The organism is Leifsonia poae (assembly GCF_050632865.1).
GTDB lineage: Bacteria > Actinomycetota > Actinomycetes > Actinomycetales > Microbacteriaceae > Leifsonia > Leifsonia poae_B.
In genome coordinates this window covers 474616-496884 of sequence record NZ_JBODSA010000003.1, presented here as the reverse complement: position 1 = coordinate 496884, position 22269 = coordinate 474616, and the positions used below count along the sequence as shown (strand labels likewise).

Annotated in this window: 15 protein-coding genes, 3 rRNA genes and 1 pseudogene; 16 read left to right on the top strand and 3 right to left on the bottom strand. The window is 65.2% G+C overall.

What is annotated here, in order from left to right:
• Position 1: 1 nt before the first annotated feature.
• Positions 2-901, top strand: a complete 900-nt coding sequence (gene prpB / locus ACRAWB_RS12520; RefSeq protein WP_431353623.1) for a methylisocitrate lyase — start codon at positions 2-4, stop codon at positions 899-901.
• Positions 902-958: 57 nt separating this feature from the next.
• Positions 959-2086, top strand: a complete 1128-nt coding sequence (locus ACRAWB_RS12515) for a bifunctional 2-methylcitrate synthase/citrate synthase (RefSeq protein ID WP_431353622.1) — start codon at positions 959-961, stop codon at positions 2084-2086.
• 35 nt (positions 2087-2121) lie between these two features.
• On the opposite strand, the gene ACRAWB_RS12510 is transcribed toward ACRAWB_RS12515, so the two are convergent.
• On the bottom strand, positions 2122-3306 hold the full coding sequence (locus tag ACRAWB_RS12510) for an acetyl-CoA C-acetyltransferase (protein WP_431353621.1): 1185 nt from the start codon (positions 3304-3306) through the stop codon (positions 2122-2124).
• Between the two features lie 64 nt (positions 3307-3370).
• On the opposite strand from ACRAWB_RS12510, the gene aspS reads away from it, so the two are divergent.
• On the top strand, positions 3371-4693 hold the full coding sequence (gene aspS, locus ACRAWB_RS12505; protein ID WP_431353620.1) for an aspartate--tRNA(Asn) ligase: 1323 nt from the start codon (positions 3371-3373) through the stop codon (positions 4691-4693).
• On the opposite strand, the gene ACRAWB_RS12500 is transcribed toward aspS, so the two are convergent.
• On the bottom strand, positions 4623-5384 hold the full coding sequence (locus ACRAWB_RS12500) for a JAB domain-containing protein (protein WP_431353619.1): 762 nt from the start codon (positions 5382-5384) through the stop codon (positions 4623-4625). The two genes, aspS and ACRAWB_RS12500, sit on opposite strands and share 71 nt — an antisense overlap.
• A 152-nt stretch (positions 5385-5536) precedes the next feature.
• On the opposite strand from ACRAWB_RS12500, the gene ACRAWB_RS12495 reads away from it, so the two are divergent.
• The 11 genes from ACRAWB_RS12495 (at position 5537) to ACRAWB_RS12445 (ending at position 19123) form a co-directional block, all read left to right on the top strand.
• Positions 5537-6250 (top strand): histidine phosphatase family protein, encoded by a 714-nt coding sequence (locus tag ACRAWB_RS12495; protein WP_431353618.1) that lies wholly within the window; start codon positions 5537-5539, stop codon positions 6248-6250.
• On the top strand, positions 6247-6861 hold the full coding sequence (locus ACRAWB_RS12490; protein WP_431353617.1) for a peroxiredoxin family protein: 615 nt from the start codon (positions 6247-6249) through the stop codon (positions 6859-6861). Before ACRAWB_RS12495 ends, ACRAWB_RS12490 begins: the two co-directional genes overlap by 4 nt.
• Before the next feature lies 1 nt (position 6862).
• Positions 6863-7603, top strand: coding sequence for a cytochrome c biogenesis CcdA family protein (locus tag ACRAWB_RS12485; protein ID WP_431353616.1), 741 nt, complete (start codon positions 6863-6865; stop codon positions 7601-7603).
• Entirely contained in the window at positions 7587-9215 is a 1629-nt protein-coding gene (resB, locus tag ACRAWB_RS12480) for a cytochrome c biogenesis protein ResB (protein WP_431353615.1), read from the top strand. Before ACRAWB_RS12485 ends, resB begins: the two co-directional genes overlap by 17 nt.
• 9 nt (positions 9216-9224) lie before the next feature.
• The gene (gene ccsB, locus ACRAWB_RS12475; protein ID WP_363806585.1) at positions 9225-10292 is read left to right on the top strand and encodes a c-type cytochrome biogenesis protein CcsB; all 1068 of its coding nucleotides are present in this window, start codon (positions 9225-9227) and stop codon (positions 10290-10292) included.
• Positions 10293-10989: 697 nt separating this feature from the next.
• Positions 10990-12513 (top strand): 16S ribosomal RNA (locus tag ACRAWB_RS12470).
• A 410-nt stretch (positions 12514-12923) separates the two neighbouring features.
• Positions 12924-16037 (top strand): 23S ribosomal RNA (locus ACRAWB_RS12465).
• Positions 16038-16170: 133 nt separating this feature from the next.
• A 5S ribosomal RNA gene (gene rrf, locus ACRAWB_RS12460) occupies positions 16171-16286 on the top strand.
• The 16S, 23S and 5S rRNA genes sit together here, the layout of an rRNA operon.
• A gap of 347 nt (positions 16287-16633) precedes the next feature.
• Positions 16634-17377 carry a hypothetical protein gene (locus tag ACRAWB_RS12455; RefSeq protein ID WP_431353614.1) on the top strand — a complete coding sequence of 248 codons (744 nt, stop codon included), beginning with the start codon at positions 16634-16636 and terminating at the stop codon, positions 17375-17377.
• Positions 17287-18129 (top strand): hypothetical protein, encoded by an 843-nt coding sequence (locus ACRAWB_RS12450; protein WP_431353613.1) that lies wholly within the window; start codon positions 17287-17289, stop codon positions 18127-18129. Before ACRAWB_RS12455 ends, ACRAWB_RS12450 begins: the two co-directional genes overlap by 91 nt.
• The gene (locus tag ACRAWB_RS12445; protein ID WP_431353612.1) at positions 18104-19123 is read left to right on the top strand and encodes an HAD-IIA family hydrolase; all 1020 of its coding nucleotides are present in this window, start codon (positions 18104-18106) and stop codon (positions 19121-19123) included. The genes ACRAWB_RS12450 and ACRAWB_RS12445 overlap by 26 nt, the downstream gene beginning before the upstream one ends.
• A 6-nt stretch (positions 19124-19129) precedes the next feature.
• On the opposite strand, the gene ACRAWB_RS12440 is transcribed toward ACRAWB_RS12445, so the two are convergent.
• Positions 19130-20122, bottom strand: coding sequence for an o-succinylbenzoate synthase (locus ACRAWB_RS12440; RefSeq protein ID WP_431353611.1), 993 nt, complete (start codon positions 20120-20122; stop codon positions 19130-19132).
• A 56-nt stretch (positions 20123-20178) separates the two neighbouring features.
• Between ACRAWB_RS12440 and ACRAWB_RS12435 the strand changes: the two genes are divergently transcribed.
• Positions 20179-21090, top strand: a complete 912-nt coding sequence (locus tag ACRAWB_RS12435; RefSeq protein ID WP_431353610.1) for a 1,4-dihydroxy-2-naphthoyl-CoA synthase — start codon at positions 20179-20181, stop codon at positions 21088-21090.
• Positions 21091-21099: 9 nt separating this feature from the next.
• Positions 21100-22253 (top strand): annotated as a pseudogene (locus ACRAWB_RS12430) (AMP-binding protein).
• Positions 22254-22269: the final 16 nt, after the last annotated feature.

Sequence of the window (22269 nt, the reverse complement as noted above, 5' to 3'; positions counted from 1 at the left end):
CATGCTCTACTCCACCATCCCGGCGCACGAGAAGCGCGCCGCTTTCCGTGCCCGACTGGCGTCCGGCGAGCTCGTCCGGATGCCGGGGGCATTCAATCCGCTGAGCGCCCGCCTGATCGAACGCAAGGGCTTCGAAGGCGTCTACATCTCCGGAGCCGTCCTGTCCGCCGAGCTGGGACTTCCCGACATCGGTCTCACCACCCAGACCGAGGTCGCAGCTCGTTCTGCGCAGATCGCGCGGATGACCGACCTCGCGGCGCTTGTGGACGCGGATACCGGCTTCGGCGAACCGATGAACGTCGCACGAACCGTGCAGGCGCTCGAAGACGCCGGGGTCGCCGGCCTGCATATCGAGGACCAGGTCAACCCCAAACGCTGTGGCCATCTCGATGGCAAGCAGGTCGTCGACGAGGACACCGCCCTGAAGCGCATCCGCGCCGCGGTGGACGCGCGCCGCGACTCGAACCTTCTCATCATGGCGCGCACCGACATCCGTGCCGTCGAGGGACTGCAGGCCTCGATCGACCGCGCCAAGGCGCTCGTCGACGCCGGTGCCGACGCCCTCTTCCCGGAGGCGATGGCGGACCTCTCCGAGTTCGAGGCCGTCCGCGCCGCCGTGGATGTGCCGATCCTCGCCAACATGACGGAGTTCGGGAAGAGCGACCTCTTCACCGTCGACCAGTTGCGCGACGTCGGCGTCAACATCGTCATCTGGCCCGTCTCCCTGCTCCGGCTGGCGATGGGCGCGGCGGAGCGCGGACTGGACCAGCTGCTGGGCGAGGGCACGTTGAAGCCGATCCTGGGCGAGATGCAACATCGCGCCGACCTGTACGACCTGATTGACTACGAGGGTTACAACGCGTTCGACACCTCGGTGTACAACTTCGAGGTGCGCCGCTAGCCACCGCCTCAGGCGGCCCACCGGCACGGCGACCCCGACAGCAGCGAAGGAGCTCAGATGTCCGACCCGGAGATCCACAAGGGACTGGCCGGAGTCGTCGTCGACACGACGACGATCTCTTCCGTGAACCCGCAGACCAACTCCCTTCTCTACCGTGGTTATCCGGTCCAGGAGCTCGCCCGGTACTGCTCCTTCGAGGAGGTCGCGTGGCTGCTCTGGCACGGGGAGCTTCCGACCGCCGACGAACTCGTCGCGTTCGAGTCCCTGGAGCGCTCCCTCAGGCGCCTCGACGACCGCACGCGCCGTGCGCTCGACGACATCCCCGTTTCGGCGCACCCGATGGATGCGCTCCGCACCGCGGTGAGCCAGCTGGGCGGCCTGGACGCGACCCTCCAGCAGACCGACGGCATCCTCGACCGCGACCTCAACGAGGGACGCGCGATCTATCTGCTCGCCCAACTGCCGACGATCGTCGCCTACATCCAGCGCCGGAGCCGGGGGCTCGAGCCGATGGAGCCTCGGGACGACCTCGACTACTCGCGCAACTTCCTCTGGCTGACGTTCGGCGAGGTGCCGGACGACGTGGTGGTCGACGCGTTCCGCGTCTCGCTCGTGCTGTACGCGGAGCACTCCTTCAACGCCTCCACCTTCACCGCACGCGTGATCGCGAGCACGTTGTCCGATGTCTATTCGGCGGTCACCGGTGCCATCGGCGCCCTCAAGGGACCTCTGCACGGCGGAGCCAACGAGGCCGTCATGCACGCCTTCGACGAGATCGGGAGCGCCGACCGCGCGGCGGACTGGCTGGACGCCGCGCTCGCCGAGAAGCGCAAGATCATGGGCTTCGGCCACCGCGTCTACAAGAACGGCGACTCCCGCGTGCCGACCATGCGCGCCGCTCTCGTAACCCTGGTCGACCACTACGACCGGCAGGATCTCCTCGACCTCTACGACGCCCTCGAGAACGCGATGGCCGAGCGGAAGAACATCAAGCCCAACCTCGACTACCCGTCGGGACCCGCCTACAACCTGATGGGCTTCGACACGGAGACGTTCACGCCGCTTTTCGCGGCGGCCCGGGTTGCGGGATGGACGGCGCACGTCTTCGAGCAGTACGCCGCCAACTCGCTGATCCGGCCGCTCTCGCAGTACACCGGCCCGGAGGAGCGCCACCTCGAGCGCTGACCGCGCTTCGGGCGACGCCCACCGGGCGCTCCGGCTCAGCGGTAAAGGAGAAGCGCGTCGCCCTGCCCGCCACCACCGCACAGCGCGACGGCGGCCCGGCCGGACCCTCGGCGCGCGAGCTCGTGGGCCGCATGCCCAGCTAGCCGCGCACCCGATGCCCCGATGGGGTGCCCGAGAGCGATCGCCCCGCCGTGAATGTTCACCTTGGCCGGATCGAGCCCGAGGTCGGACATCGACTGCAACGCGACCGCGGCGAAAGCCTCGTTGATCTCGATCAGATCCAACTCGGACACGCTCCATCCCGCTCGACGCAGCGCCGCGTCGATCGCGCGCGACGGCTGCGAATGCAGCGAGTTGTCGGGCCCGGCCACTTGGCCGCTCGCCCCGACGAGCGCCAGCCACTCGAGCCCCAGCCGTTCCGCATTCTCGCGGCTGGTCAGCACGAGCGCGGCCGCGCCGTCGCTCAAAGGCGACGAATTGCCCGCGGTCAGTGTCCCGTCCTCTGCGAAGCTCGGCCGCAGCCCGGCCAGCGTCTCCGCCGTGGAGTCCGGGCGGACGCCCTCGTCGGTACTGATGACGATCGGGTCGCCCTTGCGCTGCGGGATGCTGACGGGCGCGATCTCGTCGTCGAAGGTGCCGTCCGAGGCCGCCTTGCCGGCCCGCTGGTGGGAGCGCGCCGCGAATTCGTCCTGCGCCTCCCGACGCAGGCCCAGTCGCTCCGTGTACTTCTCGGTCGACGCACCCATCGACTCCCCGTCGAAGGCGTCGGTCAGCCCGTCGTAGGCCGCCGAGTCGAGGGCCTGGATCGAGCCGTAGTTCCATCCGTTCCGTGAGCCGGGAAGGATGTGTGGCGCGTTGGTCATGGACTCCTGGCCGCCGGCGACGACCACCGTCGCCTCGCCGGTCCGGATGAGACGGGCCGCGTCGATGACCGCCGCCAGCCCGGACAGGCAGACCTTGTTGATGGTCGTGGCGGGGACATCCCACCCGATTCCCGCGCCGATCGCTGTCTGCCGTGCGGGGTTCTGGCCGGCGCCCGCCTGCAGCACCTGCCCGAAGATCACCGTGTCCACATCGTCCGCGCTTACGCCGGAGCGTTCGAGCGCCTGACGGACCGCGATCGTGCCGAGCTGAACGGCGCTCAGCGACGCGAGCGTCCCCTTGATCTTGCCGAGAGGCGTTCGGGCGGCGGACAGGATGACGACGTCGTCGGAACTCATGGGCTACTCCTTCGTGCCTAGTCCCTCCATTCTCACACCCGGCGCACGGGTAGGCTTGGGGCTCGTGACAGCACGCGTTCTGATCAAAGACCTCGCCGCCCTTCCGGACGGCCCCGTGAGCGTCGCCGGATGGGTCGAGACCGTCCGCGACCAGAAGAAGGTGCAGTTCGTCGTGCTGCGCGACGAGTCGGGCGCGGTTCAGCTGGTCAACCCGCGCACCGTCGGCGAAGACGGCGCCGTGGTCGCCGACGAGCCCGCTGTCACGATCTCCGGCCTCTCGCAGGGCACCTTCGTGCGCGCCACCGGAGAGCTGAAGCACGACGAGCGGGTCAAGCTCGGCGGCATCGAGATCCGCCTGACCTCGCTCGAGGTCGAGACCGCGGCCATCCCGGAGACGCCGATCGCGGCGGACAGCGGCATCGACAAGCGCATGGACTGGCGCTTCCTCGACCTGCGTGACCCGCGCCACAACCTCATCTTCCGTGTGCAGACCACCTTCGAGCACGCGCTGCGCCAGTACTGGGTCGAGAACGGCTTCATCGAGATCCACACGCCGAAGCTCATGGCGTCCGCGTCCGAGTCGCGCGCCGAGCTGTTCGAGCTCCCGTACTTCGAGACCACGGCCTACCTCGCCCAGAGCCCCCAGATCTTCAAGCAGATGGCGCAGGCCGCCGGCTTCGGCCGCGTGTTCGAGATCGGCCCGGCGTTCCGCGCCGACCCGAGCTTCACGAGCCGTCACGCCACAGAGTTCACGAGCGTCGACACCGAGATCAGCTGGATCGACAGCCACGAGGATGTCATGAAGGTGCACGAGGAACTGCTCGTCGCAGGCTTCACCGCAGTCAAGGAGAAGCACGGCGAGGAGATCGAGCGCCTGTTCGGCGTCGAGGTCACCGTGCCGGCGACGCCGTTCCCCCGCATCCCGCTGGCGGAGGCCAAGCGCATCGTGGCAGAGCGCGGCTACGAGGTCCCGCGTGCCGACGACGACATGGACCCGGAGGGCGAGCGTCAGATCTCCTCGTACGTCAAGGAGACCTACGACCACGAGTTCGTCTTCCTCACCGACTACGCCGCGACCATCCGGCCGTACTACCACATGCGTCACGAGGACGACCCGTCGCTGACCAAGAGCTACGACCTGATCTTCAACGGCGTCGAGATCTCCACCGGCGCCCAGCGCGAGCACCGCGTCGACATCATCGAGGCACAGGCGCGTGACAAGGGACTCGACCCCAACGAGATCGACCTCGAGTTCTTCCGCTACGGAATCCCGCCGCACGGTGGGTTCGGCATGGGCCTGGCCCGCGTCCTGATGCTCATGCTGCACCTCTCGAACCTGCGCGAGACGACCTATCTCTTCCGCGGACCGACGCGCCTGACCCCGTAGCTCCCGAACCGGTGTTTGACAGAGCGGTCCACGTGTCGCCGGCCACCAGGATGTGGCCCAGGAATCGGAGTCCGAGGGTCGCGGCCGCCTGGTCGAGGCGGCGGGTGAGCATGAGGTCTGCGACGGATGCGTCGAGAAGCCCCGACGTGTGATTGTGGGCGACGGCGAACGACCGTCCGCCACGGGTGAGGACCGCCTGCAGCACATCTGCCGGCTGGATGGAGGTCTCATCCACCCCGCCGTCGCGGAGCAGGATGAGCTCGATGGGACGCGCCGCACGGTCTGCGACCACGACGACGAACCGCTCGCTGTCGCGGTGCAGAAGCTCAGGGCGCACGACCTCCGCCACGGTCTTGTGGTCGACCAGCCGAGTCCACGCGGCGGGCGCGCCGGCTCGCCGCCAGATCTCGGTGATGGCGACCAGCCGTCCCGCGGTGGCGGGACCGACTCCCGGCAGGCGTTCCAGCCGTGCGAAGTCCATGGTCGCCAATCCCGGGAAGCCGCCCGTCCTCCGGAGCACCGATCGTGCGAGCGCGAGCACGCTGCGCCCGGTCTGCCCGGACCCGAGCACGAGTGCGAGCACTTCGTCATCGGTGAGCGATCCGATCCCGAGGCGTCGCATCCGTTCTCGTGGGCGGTCGTGGGTGGGAATGTCTGCAAGAGCCTCTCCCTCTTCTTCCTCGTTGGCCATGACTCGACGCTAGGAAGCCGCGCAACCTGAGAGAGCAGCAAGGAACGAATCTGGGGATAACTCGCTCGCCCTCGCGCCTGTGGACAGTTCGCCCTCCACAGGCGCGCCCGCGCTCAGTGAATTCAAGGCAAACCCCTCCGTAGACTGGAGCGGTGGTAGCGAGCCAGGTCCACCTCGTCCGTCATGGCGAGGTGTTCAATCCCGACGGCATCCTGTATGGCAGGTTGCCGGGGTTCGGCCTCTCCAAACTCGGCCACCGCATGGCGCAGGCCGCGGCCGACGAACTCGTCGCCCGTGACCGCCCTGTTCGAGCCCTCCGCGTCTCCCCGCTCCAGCGCACTCGCGAGTCGGCGGCGCCGATCGCCGAGGCGTTCGGACTGGAGCCCGTGATCGACGAGCGGATCATCGAGCCCACCAACCGCTTCGAGGGCACCAAGATGAAGCTGGCCGTGCGCAAGCCGCAGTACTGGCCCTTCCTCGTCAACCCGCTGCGGCCGAGCTGGGGTGAGGCCTACACGAGCATCGAGCGCCGGATGCTCGCCGCGATCGATGACGCCTTCGCCTCGGTCGACGACGGCGACGTCATCCTCGTGAGCCACCAGCTCCCGGTCTGGGTCGCCCACCTGTCGATCACCGGTCAGCGCTACCCGCACGATCCGCGCAAGCGCCGCTGCGCCCTCTCGAGCATCACGACGTTCGAGCTCGCCGCCGAGCCCGAGAAGAAGCCGGTGGATGCGCGTCCCGGCGATGGCCCGGTCGCCGTCCATCCCGGACGCAGCGAGGCCTCACGGCGGTACGCCGAGGCCGGATACGTCGAGCCGGCCGCCGCGCTGCTCGTCGGCGCGACGGATGTGGGCGCCGTATGACCGCCGCATCCCGCATCCGTTCGCGCATCCTCTCCGTGGGTGCCGCCGTCGCCGTGGCCGCCATCGCACTGACCGGCTGCACGTCGAACGACAGCCTCGCGAATCAGTACCGCTCAGGCAGCGGCCAGAACTACATCGCCGGCGACGGCACCGTCAGCGAGTACGCAGCGGGCAACCGCGGCGAGCCGGTCTCCTTCAGCGGCAAGCTGCAGAACGGCGACACGGTGACCTCGAAGGACTACGCGGGCAAGGTCCTCGTCGTCAACTTCTGGTACGCGGGCTGCCCGCCGTGCCGCGTCGAAGCGCCCGACCTCCAGTCGCTCAGCGAGAAGTACGCCGCCCAGGGCGTCGGCTTCCTCGGGGTCAACCTGTACGACTCGGTGCAGACCGCCGCGAGCTTCGAGAAGGACAAGGGAGTGACCTACCCGTCGGTGCTCGACCGCGACACCGGTTCGGTCCTCCTGGCCTTCAGCAAGACGGTTCCGCCCAAGGCGACGCCAACGACGCTGGTCGTCGACAAAGAGGGCCGCGTGGCCGCCCGTATCCTCGGCGCCATCCCCGACAAGAGCATCCTCGACACGCTCATCTCCGACGCCGTGGCCGAGAACTGACGTGGGCGGCGTCGGTCAGATCGTCTTCAGCGGTCAGCTCCTGCTGGCCCTGCCGATCGCACTCCTCGCAGGATTGGTGTCGTTCGCGTCGCCCTGCGTCCTGCCACTGGTCCCCGGATACCTCGCGTATGTCGGCGGGATCAGCGACCCGGGAGCGAAGCGCGACCGGTCGCGGCTGCTGACCGGAGTCGCGTTGTTCATCCTGGGCTTCGCGATCGTCTTCATCGCGTACGGCGCGGCGTTCGGCGCCCTCGGCTACTGGCTCGTGCGGTGGCAGGACGTCGTGGTCCGTATCCTCGGCGGCCTGGTCATCGTGATGGGTCTGGTGTTCATCGGCCAGTTCTCGTTCCTGCAACGGACGATCAAGCCGACGTGGCGCCCAGCCACCGGACTCATCGGCGCCCCCTTGCTCGGCATCGTCTTCGGGCTGGGATGGACGCCTTGCATCGGCCCGACGCTCGCCGCGATCAGCGCCCTCAGCGTCGGGAGCGGTTCGCCGTGGCGCGGCGCTCTGCTCGGCCTGTTCTATTGCATCGGCCTCGGCATCCCGTTCCTCCTCGTCGCCCTCGGGTTCGACTGGGTCGCGGGTTCCGTCGCCTTCCTGAAGCGCCACATCCGGGCCATCAACATCATCGGCGGCGCCCTCCTGGTCGTCATCGGCATCCTCATGGTGACCGGTCTGTGGAGCGAGCTCATGTCCCAGTTCTTGGCGGTGATCCAAGGTTTTGAGCCGGCCCTCTGATCACATCGACGCAGCTCCCCCGAGGGAGGATGCGGACGTCAACCAGCCGAAGCTCGGCCCGATGGGCTGGCTGCGCTGGTTCTGGCGGCAGCTCACGAGCATGCGCACCGCGCTGTTCCTGCTGCTCCTGCTGGCGATCGCGGCGGTTCCCGGATCCCTCGTCCCGCAGCGCAGCTCGGACCCGAACGGCGTCACCAAGTACTTCACCGACAACCCGTCGCTTGCGCCGGTGCTCGACAAGCTGCAGGCATTCGACGTCTACACGTCGGTGTGGTTCTCGGCCATCTACCTGCTGCTGTTCGCATCCCTGATCGGGTGCATCATCCCGCGCACCAAGCACCACTTCGAGGCGATGCGCGCCAAGCCGCCGAAGACGCCCGTGCGCCTGACGCGCATGGCGGGGTTCCAATCCCGCGTGCTTCCGGCGGAGCTCCGGACGGCGAGCGCCGATCCGATCCTGACGGCCCGGGACGTCCTCAAGGCGAACCGCTATCGCGTCGCCTTGTGTCAGGATGCGCGGTCCACGTCGGTCTCCGCCGAGCGCGGCTATCTCCGCGAGTCCGGCAACCTGGTGTTCCACATCGCTCTGCTCGGGGTGCTCCTGGCGATCGGTGTCGGTGGCGGCTTCGGCTACACGGGTCAGAAGATCGTGGTCGAGGGGCAGAGCTTCGTGAACAGCCTGCCGTCGTACAACTCGTTCAACCCCGGGCGCTTCTTCAGCGATGCCTCGCTGGCGCCCTTCTCGATCGCGGTGAACAAGCTGGATGTGCGGTACGAGACCAAGAACCAGGATGCGATCGGTACGCCCCTCGATTACACGGCGCACGTGACAACTACAGGTCCGGGAGACGCGAAGGACGACACCACGATCAAGGTGAACGAGCCGCTGGCGATCGGCGGCACGAACGTCTACCTGCTCGGCAACGGCTACGCACCGACCATCACCGTCAAGGACACCGCCGGCAAGGTCGTCTTCAACGACTCGGTGCCGTTCATCCCGCAAGCGGACCCGAACCTGACGTCTCTCGGGTTCGTCAAGATCCCCGATGGGCTCAAGGAACAGGTCGGGATGATCGGGTTCTTCTACCCGACGGTCACCGCCAGTCAGACGGCTCAAGGCGCGCTGGCATCCAAGTTCCCCGGGCTCGACGACCCGGTGCTGAGCCTCAACGTCTACGCCGGCGACCTCGGTGTCGACGACGGTGTGCCGCAGTCGGTCTACAGCCTGAACACCGACACGCTGGAGCAGCTGGCCGGACCACCGACCAAGACGAAGGCCCTCGAGCTGAAGCCCGGCCAGACGGTCGAGCTCCCGAACGGACTCGGGACGATCTCCCTCGACGGGGTCAAGCGGTTCGCCACCCTCGAGGTGCATCACGACCCGGCTCAGATCTGGGTGCTGCTCTTCGCGGTGCTCATCCTCGTCGGCCTCCTCACGTCGCTCTTCGTCCCGCGCCGCCGGCTCTGGGTGAAGGCGATCGAGAATCCGGATGGATCGCTCACCCTCGAGTACGCGGGCCTTGCCCGCGGTGAGGATCCGAACCTCCTGGCGGCGGTGACGGCCGTGGCCGATCAGCACACCCGGGCCCTCACCGGGCCTCCGACGACTTAGGCTGGGATCGTGACCGAAACCTTGGCTCAACTATCGACCGTGTTCTTGTACGCGGCGATGGGTCTCTACGCGGCGGCGTTCATCGCCTTCGCGCTCGACCTCGCCCGGCGCGGCGCGCGAGCGACCGCTGTCGAGGCAGCCGTGGTCCCGAGCGCGGTGGCACGCCGCGCCGAGGTCGCGACTCCCGTCGGCGCTCCCGCAGCCTCGGTGATCGGCGGTGCGCCGCCCGAGCCGACGCCGCCTCCGTCGTCTGCGCTCGGCCGGTTGTCGTCGCGCATCAGCACCCGCGTCGAGGACGACGTGATGAACGGCACCGGGGGAGGGGCATCCCTCAAGTGGGCCTTCGTGCTCACGACCATCGGCTTCGCCTTCCACCTGGTGGCAGTGGTCCTCCGCGGCATCGCCGCAGCCCGTGTGCCCTGGGCCAACATGTGGGAGTTCTCGATGACGGGCACTCTCGTCATCATCGGGGTGTTCCTCATCGCGAACCTGAAGTGGCCGATCACGTATGTCGGCACGTTCGTCCTGGGACTCGTTCTCGTCCTGCAGGGGATCGCGCTGCTGCGCTACTACGTCCCGGTCGTGCCGTTGCAGCCGGCGCTCCAGTCGTACTGGCTCGTCATCCACATCATCGTGGCCGTGCTGGGCACGGCGTTCTTCGCTCTCGGGTTCGCGCTCTCGGGACTGCAGCTGCTGCAGTACCGGCGCGAACGCCAGGTCGCGGAGTCGCGGCCGCAACAGTTCCGGTTCCTCGCCACCCTCCCGAGCTCGGTCGCTCTGGAGAACCTGGCGTACCGGATCAACATCGTCGGCTTCATCGCCTGGACCTTCACGCTGATCGCCGGAGCCATCTGGGCCGAGAAGGCATGGGGCCGGTACTGGGGTTGGGACACCAAGGAAGTCTGGACGTTCATCATCTGGGTGATCTACGCCGGATACATCCACGCGCGGGCGACGCGCGGGTGGCGTGGATCGCGCTCGGCATGGCTGGCGATCATCGGCTTCGCCGCGGTGCTGTTCAACTTCGGCATCGTGAACGTCTTCTTCCACGGACTGCACGCCTACTCGGGTCTGTGATCGACTAGACCTGAAACGACGAGAACCCCCTCGGATCCGAACGGATTCCGAGGGGGTTCTTCTCGTTTCGGGGGAGGAAGAGCCGGCCGCGACCGGGAAGATCCGCGTGATTCCGCGGAAGTCAAGCGCGACACGCCCGGGATGTGGGCTGAATTTGCGAGCCCCGGGAGGCCTGCGTAAAGTACTTACTTGTCACCCCAAAGGTGCGGGAGAGCGGAAGAGCTCCCCGGCCTCAAGCGGGACCAAATCCAAAGCCTAGCGGCAATCCTGAACTTGAATAAGTTCGCTTGCTGCGCTTAGGATTAACACCCACTCACTGAGCAGGTCTAACCGGTTCGGGTCGTGCAAATCGGATGTATCCCACGATGGATGAACGAAAGAGCGCGAAACGGCCGACTTGACAAACTGACTGAGAGTGGTAAGGTAGAGAAGTTGCCTCGCAGAGACAGCCGGAAGGTTGAAAGGCGAGAGCGTCCGATCCTTGAGAACTCAACAGCGTGCACAATGTCAAATGCCAAACAACCTCGGCATTGATCATCTAGACCTAGTCTAGCGGTCGATGCGAGATTCCTTTGGATTAGAAACAGAATGTCAGTAGATATTCGAAACTAGTCAAGACAAACTCGCAGTACGAAGGCCTATTCCGGCCCGAGTCTGCACTATGTTTCCCGGTCGCTTGCGACCGCGGAGCTAAACATTTACGGAGAGTTTGATCCTGGCTCAGGACGAACGCTGGCGGCGTGCTTAACACATGCAAGTCGAACGATGAACCTGGAGCTTGCTCCAGGGGATTAGTGGCGAACGGGTGAGTAACACGTGAGTAACCTGCCCTTGACTCTGGGATAACCTCCGGAAACGGAAGCTAATACCGGATATGACGCACGGAGGCATCTCCTGTGCGTGGAAAGAATTTCGGTCAAGGATGGACTCGCGGCCTATCAGGTAGTTGGTGAGGTAACGGCCCACCAAGCCTACGACGGGTAGCCGGCCTGAGAGGGTGACCGGCCACACTGGGACTGAGACACGGCCCAGACTCCTACGGGAGGCAGCAGTGGGGAATATTGCACAATGGGCGAAAGCCTGATGCAGCAACGCCGCGTGAGGGATGACGGCCTTCGGGTTGTAAACCTCTTTTAGTAGGGAAGAAGCGAAAGTGACGGTACCTGCAGAAAAAGCACCGGCTAACTACGTGCCAGCAGCCGCGGTAATACGTAGGGTGCGAGCGTTGTCCGGAATTATTGGGCGTAAAGAGCTCGTAGGCGGTCTGTCGCGTCTGCTGTGAAAACCCGAGGCTCAACCTCGGGCCTGCAGTGGGTACGGGCAGACTAGAGTGCGGTAGGGGAGAATGGAATTCCTGGTGTAGCGGTGGAATGCGCAGATATCAGGAGGAACACCGATGGCGAAGGCAGTTCTCTGGGCCGTAACTGACGCTGAGGAGCGAAAGCGTGGGGAGCGAACAGGATTAGATACCCTGGTAGTCCACGCCGTAAACGTTGGGCGCTAGATGTGGGGACCATTCCACGGTTTCCGTGTCGCAGCTAACGCATTAAGCGCCCCGCCTGGGGAGTACGGCCGCAAGGCTAAAACTCAAAGGAATTGACGGGGGCCCGCACAAGCGGCGGAGCATGCGGATTAATTCGATGCAACGCGAAGAACCTTACCAAGGCTTGACATACACGAGAACGGGCCAGAAATGGTCAACTCTTTGGACACTCGTGAACAGGTGGTGCATGGTTGTCGTCAGCTCGTGTCGTGAGATGTTGGGTTAAGTCCCGCAACGAGCGCAACCCTCGTTCTATGTTGCCAGCGCGTAATGGCGGGAACTCATAGGAGACTGCCGGGGTCAACTCGGAGGAAGGTGGGGATGACGTCAAATCATCATGCCCCTTATGTCTTGGGCTTCACGCATGCTACAATGGCCGGTACAAAGGGCTGCAATACCGTAAGGTGGAGCGAATCCCAAAAAGCCGGTCTCAGTTCGGATTGAGGTCTGCAACTCGACCTCATGAAGTCGGAGTCGCTAGTAATCGCAGATCAGCAACGCTGCGGTGAATACGTTCCCGGGCCTTGTACACACCGCCCGTCAAGTCATGAAAGTCGGTAACACCCGAAGCCGGTGGCCCAACCCTTGTGGAGGGAGCCGTCGAAGGTGGGATCGGTGATTAGGACTAAGTCGTAACAAGGTAGCCGTACCGGAAGGTGCGGCTGGATCACCTCCTTTCTAAGGAGCATCTGGCACCCTCGGGTGTCCAGGCGCCGGATCTGAGCGAACGTCTCAGCCGGTTAGCTCATGGGTGGAACATTGACATTGGTGCGGAGCCGAACGGCTCGAGTTCAGTACGCCTCTTGTAGGTAGGAACAGCTCGGACCCGGAAGCCCCGCACATGCACGCTGTTGGGTCCTGAGGGACCGGACCTCATCGGAAAAGATGAGAACCGAATCCTCTGGACCTTTTCTAGTCGGCATCAATAGCCGGCAGAGAAGGTACCGCCCGTACTTTGAGAACTACACAGTGGACGCGAGCATCTTAGATTCGAACCTTCGGGTTCGGATCACAAAAGATGATCTGATTTATTAGATCATTGGTCAATCTGCTCACTTAGGTGAGCCGATCGATTCAAACTCATGTGATTTCAAGTTTCTAAGAGCAAACGGTGGATGCCTTGGCATCTGGAGCCGAAGAAGGACGTAGTAATCTGCGATAAGCCTCGGGGAGTTGATAAACGAACTTTGATCCGAGGATTTCCGAATGGGGAAACCCCGCTGGGCCCTTTGGGTGACCCAGTGACTCCCGCCTGAATATATAGGGCGGGTAGAGGGAACGTGGGGAAGTGAAACATCTCAGTACCCACAGGAAGAGAAAGCAAAAGCGATTCCGTTAGTAGTGGCGAGCGAAACCGGAAGAGGCTAAACCGATCATGTGTGATAGCCGGCAGGCGTTGCATGGTCGGGGTTGTGGGACTTTTCTGCTGCTTCTGCCGAACAGCGAGCGTTACAAAGGATCATAGGTGAATGGCTTTGAAAGGCCAGCCACAGAGGGTGCCAGCCCCGTAACCGAAATGGTCCAATGGCGCGAAGAGTATCCCAAGTAGCACGGGGCCCGAGAAATCCCGTGTGAATCTGTCAGGACCACCTGATAAGCCTAAATACTCCCAGATGACCGATAGCGGACAAGTACCGTGAGGGAAAGGTGAAAAGTACCCCGGGAGGGGAGTGAAATAGTACCTGAAACCGTTTGCTTACAAACCGTTGGAGCCTCCTTGTAGGGGTGACAGCGTGCCTTTTGAAGAATGAGCCTGCGAGTTAGCGATATGTGGCGAGGTTAACCCGTGAGGGGTAGCCGTAGCGAAAGCGAGTCTGAATAGGGCGATTCAGTCGCATGTCCTAGACCCGAAGCGAAGTGATCTATCCATGGCCAGGTTGAAGCGACGGTAAGACGTCGTGGAGGACCGAACCCACTTAGGTTGAAAACTGAGGGGATGAGCTGTGGATAGGGGTGAAAGGCCAATCAAACTTCGTGATAGCTGGTTCTCTCCGAAATGCATTTAGGTGCAGCGTTGCGTGTTTCTTGCCGGAGGTAGAGCTACTGGATGGCCGATGGGCCCCAAAAGGTTACTGACGTCAGCCAAACTCCGAATGCCGGTAAGTGAGAGCGCAGCAGTGAGACGGTGGGGGATAAGCTTCATCGTCGAGAGGGAAACAACCCAGACCACCAACTAAGGTCCCTAAGCGCGTGCTAAGTGGGAAAGGATGTGGAGTTGCACAGACAACCAGGAGGTTGGCTTAGAAGCAGCCACCCTTGAAAGAGTGCGTAATAGCTCACTGGTCAAGTGATTCCGCGCCGACAATGTAACGGGGCTCAAGCACGCCACCGAAGTTGTGGCATTGACATTATTGGTAGGCCTTCGTGGTCCAGCCGTGTTGATGGGTAGGAGAGCGTCGTGTGGCGAGTGAAGCGGCGGTGTAAACCAGCCGTGGACGCCACACGAGTGAGAATGCAGGCATGAGTAGCGAAAGACGGGTGAGAAACCCGTCCTCCGAAAGACCAAGGGTTCCAGGGCCAGGCTAATCCGCCCTGGGTAAGTCGGGACCTAAGGCGAGGCCGACAGGCGTAGTCGATGGACAACGGGTTGATATTCCCGTACCGGCGAAGAACCGCCCAAGCTAATCCAGTGGTGCTAAGAGTCCTAATCCTGGACACGGATCCCTTCGGGGTGAAGGTCCGGGCCTAACGCTCGACCCCATGCTGGTGCGGCTAGCGTATTAACAGGTGTGACGCAGGAAGGTAGCCCAGCCGGGCGATGGTAGTCCCGGTGTAAGTGTGTAAGCCGAGGGATAGGCAAATCCGTCCCTCATATAGGCCCAGGCACGATGCGTAGTCTTCATTGACGAAATGGGTGATCCTATGCTGCCGAGAAAAGCATCGACGCGAGGTTCCAGCCGCCCGTACCCCAAACCGACTCAGGTGGTCAGGTAGAGAATACCAAGGAGATCGAGAGAATCGTGGTTAAGGAACTCGGCAAAATGCCCCCGTAACTTCGGGAGAAGGGGGGCCTGAGGCGTGAACGGACTTGCTCCGGGAGCGTTTGAAGGCCGCAGAGACCAGTGGGAAGCGACTGTTTACTAAAAACACAGGTCCGTGCCAAGTCGCAAGACGATGTATACGGACTGACGCCTGCCCGGTGCTGGAAGGTTAAGAGGAAGGGTTAGCTTCGGCGAAGCTCAGAATTTAAGCCCCAGTAAACGGCGGTGGTAACTATAACCATCCTAAGGTAGCGAAATTCCTTGTCGGGTAAGTTCCGACCTGCACGAATGGCGTAACGACTTCCCAGCTGTCTCAACCGCGAACTCGGCGAAATTGCACTACGAGTAAAGATGCTCGTTACGCGCAGCAGGACGGAAAGACCCCGTGACCTTTACTACAGCTTGGTATTGGTGTTCGGTGTGGCTTGTGTAGGATAGGTGGGAGACTTTGAAGCCGGCACGCCAGTGTCGGTGGAGTCATTGTTGAAATACCACTCTGGTCACTCTGGATATCTAACTTAGAACCGTAATCCGGTTCAGGGACAGTGCCTGGTGGGTAGTTTAACTGGGGCGGTTGCCTCCCAAAAAGTAACGGAGGCGCCCAAAGGTTCCCTCAACCTGGTTGGCAATCAGGTGTCGAGTGTAAGTGCACAAGGGAGCTTGACTGTGAGACTGACAAGTCGAGCAGGGACGAAAGTCGGGACTAGTGATCCGGCAGTGGCTTGTGGAAGCGCTGTCGCTCAACGGATAAAAGGTACCTCGGGGATAACAGGCTGATCTTGCCCAAGAGTCCATATCGACGGCATGGTTTGGCACCTCGATGTCGGCTCGTCGCATCCTGGGGCTGGAGTAGGTCCCAAGGGTTGGGCTGTTCGCCCATTAAAGCGGTACGCGAGCTGGGTTTAGAACGTCGTGAGACAGTTCGGTCCCTATCCGCTGCGCGCGTAGGAAATTTGAGAGGATCTGACCCTAGTACGAGAGGACCGGGTTGGACGAACCTCTGGTGTGCCAGTTGTTCCGCCAGGAGCACCGCTGGTTAGCTACGTTCGGGATGGATAACCGCTGAAAGCATCTAAGCGGGAAGCCGGCCTCAAGATGAGATTTCCATGCCTTCGGGCGAGAGGCTCCCAGCTAGACTACTGGGTTGATAGGCCGGATGTGGAAGTGGGGACTAAAGACCCATGGAGCTGACCGGTACTAATAAGCCGATAACTTGATAATCACCACTCTCATAAACGTTGTAAGGCAGCTATGAGGGGCCAAGATTGTTCGCGTCCACTATGTGGTTCTCGATGTACGGTCGAGAACTGATTCGAGCTAACGCTCGACGTTCACTTTGATACATCAATAGTGTTTCGGCGGCCATAGCGAGAGGGAAACGCCCGGTTACATTCCGAACCCGGAAGCTAAGACTCTCTGCGCCGATGGTACTGCAGGGGGACCCTGTGGGAGAGTAGGACACCGCCGGACTTCTTTGTGAGATGGCCACCCAGTGATGGGTGGCCATTTCGCGTTAACGGGGTCGTTCACCGCACGGAGCATAGGCTGGCGAGACCCCGCCGAATCGACAGGAGTAGCCGTGAGCGACACACCGGCAGACGACAACCCGCGCGACGAGCGGCCGCGCCGCTCTAATCCCGCGCGTCCGAGCGGCGCCGGCGACGGTCAGCGACGTCCTCGCACGGACGGTGCCGGCAAGCCGCGGACGGGCGGAGCGTCCCGTGATAGGTCCGCTACCGGAGGAGGCAGCTGGCGCGGCAACGCGGAGGGCTCCCGTCCCGGGCGGTCGGGCGGCGATCGCCGCGACGGCCAAAGCGGTGGAGAGCGCGGCGGATACCGTGGCGGCTCGGGCGCCGACCGACGACCGTCCGGATCTCGCGATGGCCAGGGTTCTGGCGGGTACCGGGGTGGTGACCGTGATGGTCAGCGCTCTGGTGGTTATCGGGGTGGTGACCGTGATGGTCAGCGCTCCGGTGGTTACCGGAGTGATGACCGGGACGGGCAGCGTTCTAGTGGTTATCGGGGTGGTGATCGTGATGGTCAGCGCTCTGGTGGTTACCGGGGTGGTGATCGTGATGGTCAGCGATCTGGGGAGCGGGCCGGCGGTTACCGCGGTGGCGACCGCGAGGGTCAGCGTTCCGGTGGCTACCGCGGCGGAGACCGGGACGGCGCCCGTTTCGGCGCTTCGCGTCCGCAGGGCGACCGTGGCGGGTTCCGAGGTCGAGATGGTGAGCGCAGTGGCGAGCCCCGCGGCCGCGCCGGTGGGGACCGCGCCGGGTACGCCGGACGCAGCACTGAGCGCGGCGGCTACCGTGGGCACGACGGACGCTCGCAGGGCGGCGATCGCCGCGGTGGACGGGACGACAAGCTGTGGACCCGAGAGGGTCGTCCGGCGCGTGGTGATCGCGAGGCTCGTGATGAGCGGCGCGAGCTTACGGAAAGCGAACTGCGCGCTCGCGAGCTGCAGTCGGTGCGTCCGCGACACGACGACCCCTTCATCCCGGACGAGATTCAGGCGCGGGAGCTTCCCGGCGAAGCGCGGGTCGAACTCAAGACGCTGAGCAAGGACAACGCGGACTGGGTCGCCAAGCACCTGGTGATGGCCGGGCGACTCATCGAGGAGGACCCCGAGCTCGCCCACAAGCACGCGGTGTCCGCATCCCGTCGCGCCGGCCGGGTTGCCGTGGTCCGCGAGACGCTTGCAATCACCGCCTACGCGACCGGCGACTTCGCGCTCGCGCTTCGCGAGCTGCGCACGTATCGGCGGATCTCCGGCTCCAACGACCAGCTGCCGCTCATGGTCGACAGCGAGCGTGGCGTCGGCCGGCCCGACCGCGCGCTCGAGCTCGGCCGATCGGTCGACCGGTCGACCCTGCCGAACGACGTCCAGGTGTCGCTGGCGATCGCCATGTCCGGCGCTCGTCTCGACCTGGGGCAGCCGGAGGCCGCGTTGGCTGAACTGGAGATCCCGCAGCTCGACCCGAACCGCGCCTTCAGCTACAGCGCGGACCTGTTCCACGCGTACGCTGAAGTCCTCGAAGAGCTGGGTCGCGACGACCAGGCCTCCCAGTGGCGCGAGCGCGCCGCCCGGGCGGAGGCGGCGTTCGATCAGGCCGAGACCGTCGACGAGCACGAGACGATCGACATCATCGAGGAGGACATCGTCCTCGACGCCGGCGACGACAGCGATGACGAAGCGAACCTCGCTGGTCAGGCGGACGCCGGCGATGACGCGGACGGCGACAGCGACGCCGCGGCCGACGACGACGGAGAGGACGACGCGCACGATGGTGCTGTTTCGCCGGAGCACTGAGACGCGGACGCCGCTCGACGGCGTCGACCTCGTCCTTGCTGACCTCGACGGCGTCGTCTACAAAGGACCGGACGCCATCCCTCACGCGGTGGAGAGCCTGAACGCTGCCGCTGAAACCGTCCGGGTCGGTTACATCACGAACAACGCGTCACGGACTGACGCCGCGGTCGCTGAACACCTCACGGAGCTGGGCCTCCACGTGAAGCCGACCGATGTGGTGACGTCTCCGCAGGCGGCCGTCCGGCTGCTGGCCCAGCACGTTCCCGCCGGCGCGAGCATCCTCGTCGTCGGCGGCGACGGTCTCGTGGACGAGGTGCAGAAGGCGGGCTTCACGGTCACGCGTTCCGCCGACGACGATCCCGCCGCTGTGATCCAGGGCTTCGCGCCCGAGATCGGGTGGGCGGAGCTGGCGGAGGCGTCCTTCGCACTGCAAGGGCGGAGCGACACCGAGCGCCCATGGATCGCGACCAACACCGACTGGACCATTCCGGTCGCGCGCGGCATCGCTCCGGGGAACGGAACGCTCGTGTCCGCTGTGCACACCGCGGTCGGCCGCCTTCCGCTGGTCGCGGGTAAGCCGGAGCGCGCCATCTTCGACGAAGCGGTCGCACGATTCGGCGCCCAGAAGCCGCTCTTCATCGGCGACCGGCTCGACACCGACATCCTCGGCGCCAACCGCGCGGGGATCGAGTCGGTTCTCGTGTTGACCGGCATCGACGGCGGCAAGCAGCTTATCTCTGCCGACGCGGACTCGCGCCCGACCTACATCCTCAAGGACCTGCGCGGGCTGAGCGAGCCCTATCCGGAGACGCGCGTGGCGAAGTCGGGCGCGGTCAGCGTCCGAGACACCACCGTTGTGATCGACGGCAACGAGGTCCGGATCGTGTCCGAAGGGAGCGACCGGACCGACCTCCTGCGCGCCGCGTGTGCGGCCATCTGGAACTCGGGTCGCGCGATCTACGGGCTCGAGGTGCCGGAGAGCCTGTACGCCTGAGTCGCGTCAGAGGGCCAGCGAGCGCTCGAGGACTCGGTGGCAGCGGGTGACGCGTTCGCGCCACCAGTCGGTCCGGTCGTCGTCCGCTTGCAAAGTCTGCAGCCGCTTCGAGGACACCGTCGGGCGCACCACGGGGATGCTTCCCGCCTCCGGTCGCAGCGGTTCGTCGGCGACGTCCTCGACGAACATCGCCACCGTCCCGAGGCCGCAGTCGAACTCGAGCTCCGGCAGGGCGGCGGCCAGGTGCGCGCCCATGGCGATGCCCACGGAGGTGTCGATCGCGCTGGACACCACGGCGGGCAGGCCGGCGTCGTCCACGATCCGGAGGGCGGTGTGCACGCCGCCGAGCGGCTGCGCCTTGACGATCACGACATCCGCAGCGCCTGCTCGCGCCACCGCAAGCGGATCGGCGGCCTTGCGCACGCTCTCGTCCGCCGCGATCGGGATGCCCATGTAGTGGATGCGCTTGCGCAGCTCGGCGAGCTCGTCGACCGTGGCGCACGGCTGCTCGACGTATTCGAGGTCGAACGTGGCGAGCGCGTGGATGGCGTGCTCGGCCTCATCCAGATTCCACAGCGCGTTGGCGTCGATCCGCACACGACCTTCGGGGCCGAGCTCTTCGCGCACGGCGCGGACCCGCGCCACGTCATCGGCCAGGGTCTGGCCCGGTTCGGCGACCTTCACCTTCGCAGTGCGCGCGCCGGGGTAGCGGGCGAGCACGGCCGGCACGTCGTCGGCCGCAACTGCGGGGACGGTGGCGTTGACCGGGACCCGGTCTCGCAGCGTGGGAGGCGTCCGCCGCCAGCCGAAGTCGATCGCGGCGTGCAACCAGGCGGCGGACTCGGCGTCGTCGTACTCGAGGAACGGCGAGAACTCCGTCCAGCCCTGCGGCCCCTCGAACAGCGCGGCCTCGCGCACGGTGATGCCCCGGAACCGGGTCGTCATCGGCAGTGACACGACCCGGAGAGTTGCTAACAGGTCGGCGAGGTCCGGCAGCATTCCACAAGTTTGGCACGCGCAGGGGCGAGCGCTAGGCCGAACCGTAGGCTGGATCCATGCAAGCGGACGTCTCAGAACTCTTCGACCCCGGCGCGTGGCGTGAGGTCCCCGGTTTCGGCGAACTCACCGACATCACCTACCACCACGACAACTCGGGGCGGATCGCGCGCGTCGCGTTCAACCGGCCCGAGGTGCGCAACGCGTTCCGGCCGCACACGGTCGACGAGCTGTATGCGGCGCTCGAAGATGCGCGCACGAACCCGCGGATCGGCGTCGTGCTGCTCACCGGTAACGGACCGAGCCCGAAGGACGGCGGGTGGGCGTTCTGCTCGGGCGGTGACCAGCGCATTCGGGGGCGCGACGGGTACAAGTACGCAGAGGGCGAGACCGCCTCGGGGATCGACGTGGCGCGGAGCGGCCGACTGCACATCCTCGAGGTGCAACGCCTGATCCGGTTCATGCCGAAGGTCGTCATCGCCGTGGTGCCGGGATGGGCGGCGGGCGGAGGTCACTCGCTGCACGTGGTCTGCGACCTGACGATCGCGAGCGCCGAGCACGGGCGCTTCAAGCAGACGGATGCCGATGTCGGGTCGTTCGACGCCGGATACGGGTCCGCGTACTTCGCGCGCCAGGTAGGTCAGAAGTTCGGGCGCGAGGTGTTCTTCCTGGCGCGGGAGTACTCGGCGCAGCGCGCGTATGAGATGGGCGCGGTGAATGCGGTCGTTCCGCATGAGCAGCTGGAGTCGGTGGCGCTCGAATGGGCGAACGAGATCCTGACGAAGTCGCCGACGGCCATCCGCATGCTCAAGTTCGCCTTTAATGCAGTCGACGACGGACTGGTCGGCCAGCAGGTATTCGCCGGCGAGGCGACCCGGTTGGCGTATGGCACGGACGAGGCGGTCGAGGGTCGGGATGCGTTCCTCGAGAAGCGCGAACCCGACTGGTCGCCGTTCCCCTGGCAGTACTGAGGCAGGGCGATGACGCGAGCGCTGAAGGTCGTCGATGCGGCGCGGCCGGAGGAGGTCTTCGTCGCGCTGCGGGATGCGCTGACGGGCGCTGGGCCGGCGGTGGTTCCGCGGGCCGGTGACGCCGGGGCGCGGTGGCCGCAGGAGGGCGACAACGTTGCTCAGAACGTCGCCCTGGTGATCGAAACGTCGGGGTCGACCGGAGTCCCGAAGCGGGTGGCGCTGTCGACCGACGCGCTCCTGGCTAGCGCAGCAGCTTCGGCCGGGGCGATGGGCGGGCAGGGACAGTGGGTGCTCGCCCTGCCGGCGCACTATGTCGCGGGGGCGCAGGTGCTCGTGCGGTCCCTGGCAGCCGAGACCGAGCCGGTCTACTACTACGGCGGGCACTTCGACGCGGAGCGGTTCGCGGCCGCGGCCGGAGAGTTGGAGCATGACCTGCGCTACACCTCACTGGTACCGGTTCAGCTGGCGCGGCTCGTCGAGAGCGCGGAGGGCGGGTCGCGGACGGTCGCTTCGGCGCTTCGCCGGTTCGACGGCATCCTCGTCGGCGGGCAGGCGCTGACGCCGGAGTTGCGGGAGCGGGCTGAAGCGCTCGGGGCGCACGTCCTTGCGACCTACGGGTCGAGCGAGACGGCCGGTGGGTGCGTGTACGACGGGATGCCGATCGGGACCACGGCCGTTCGCGAAAAGGACGGGATGCTCGAGATCGGCGGTCCCACGCTCGCCGAGGGGTACGTCGGCGATCCGGAGCGGACGGCGGCGGCCTTCCACGAGGACGCCGGCACACGGTGGTACCGCACCGGTGATCTGGGAGAGGTGTCGCCGGAGGGACGGGTCACCGTACTCGGCCGCTCCGATAACGTCATCATCTCGGGAGGCGAGAAGGTGCTGCTGGATGCGGTGGAGCGCGCGGTGCAGGGGATCCCGGGATTCGGCCAGGCCGTCGTGGTCCGGGCAGATGACGAGCGCTGGGGGAGGTCCCCGTGGTCGTGATCGAAGGAAAAGCGGCGCTATCGCTGGAAGCTCTGCGGGAGACGGTCGCCGGGTCGCTCGGGCGTGCCGCGGCTCCGGCGCGCGTGGTCGAGGTCGGCCGGATGCCGCGGCTGGCGAGCGGGAAGCCGGACCGGGTGGCGCTCGCTGCGCTCGTGCAGGGGCGAGGGGCATAGCCGATGTTGTTACGAT

What these genes read in the sequence shown, in the direction of transcription:
- prpB (WP_431353623.1), top strand. Translation starts at nt 2, where the DNA reads ATGCTCTACTCCACCATCCCGGCGCACGAGAAGCGCGCCGCTTTCCGT.
- ACRAWB_RS12515 (WP_431353622.1), top strand. Translation starts at nt 959, where the DNA reads ATGTCCGACCCGGAGATCCACAAGGGACTGGCCGGAGTCGTCGTCGAC.
- ACRAWB_RS12510 (WP_431353621.1), bottom strand. Translation starts at nt 3,306, where the DNA reads ATGAGTTCCGACGACGTCGTCATCCTGTCCGCCGCCCGAACGCCTCTC.
- ACRAWB_RS12500 (WP_431353619.1), bottom strand. Translation starts at nt 5,384, where the DNA reads ATGGCCAACGAGGAAGAAGAGGGAGAGGCTCTTGCAGACATTCCCACC.
- ACRAWB_RS12490 (WP_431353617.1), top strand. Translation starts at nt 6,247, where the DNA reads ATGACCGCCGCATCCCGCATCCGTTCGCGCATCCTCTCCGTGGGTGCC.
- ACRAWB_RS12445 (WP_431353612.1), top strand. Translation starts at nt 18,104, where the DNA reads ATGGTGCTGTTTCGCCGGAGCACTGAGACGCGGACGCCGCTCGACGGC.
- ACRAWB_RS12440 (WP_431353611.1), bottom strand. Translation starts at nt 20,122, where the DNA reads ATGCTGCCGGACCTCGCCGACCTGTTAGCAACTCTCCGGGTCGTGTCA.
- ACRAWB_RS12435 (WP_431353610.1), top strand. Translation starts at nt 20,179, where the DNA reads ATGCAAGCGGACGTCTCAGAACTCTTCGACCCCGGCGCGTGGCGTGAG.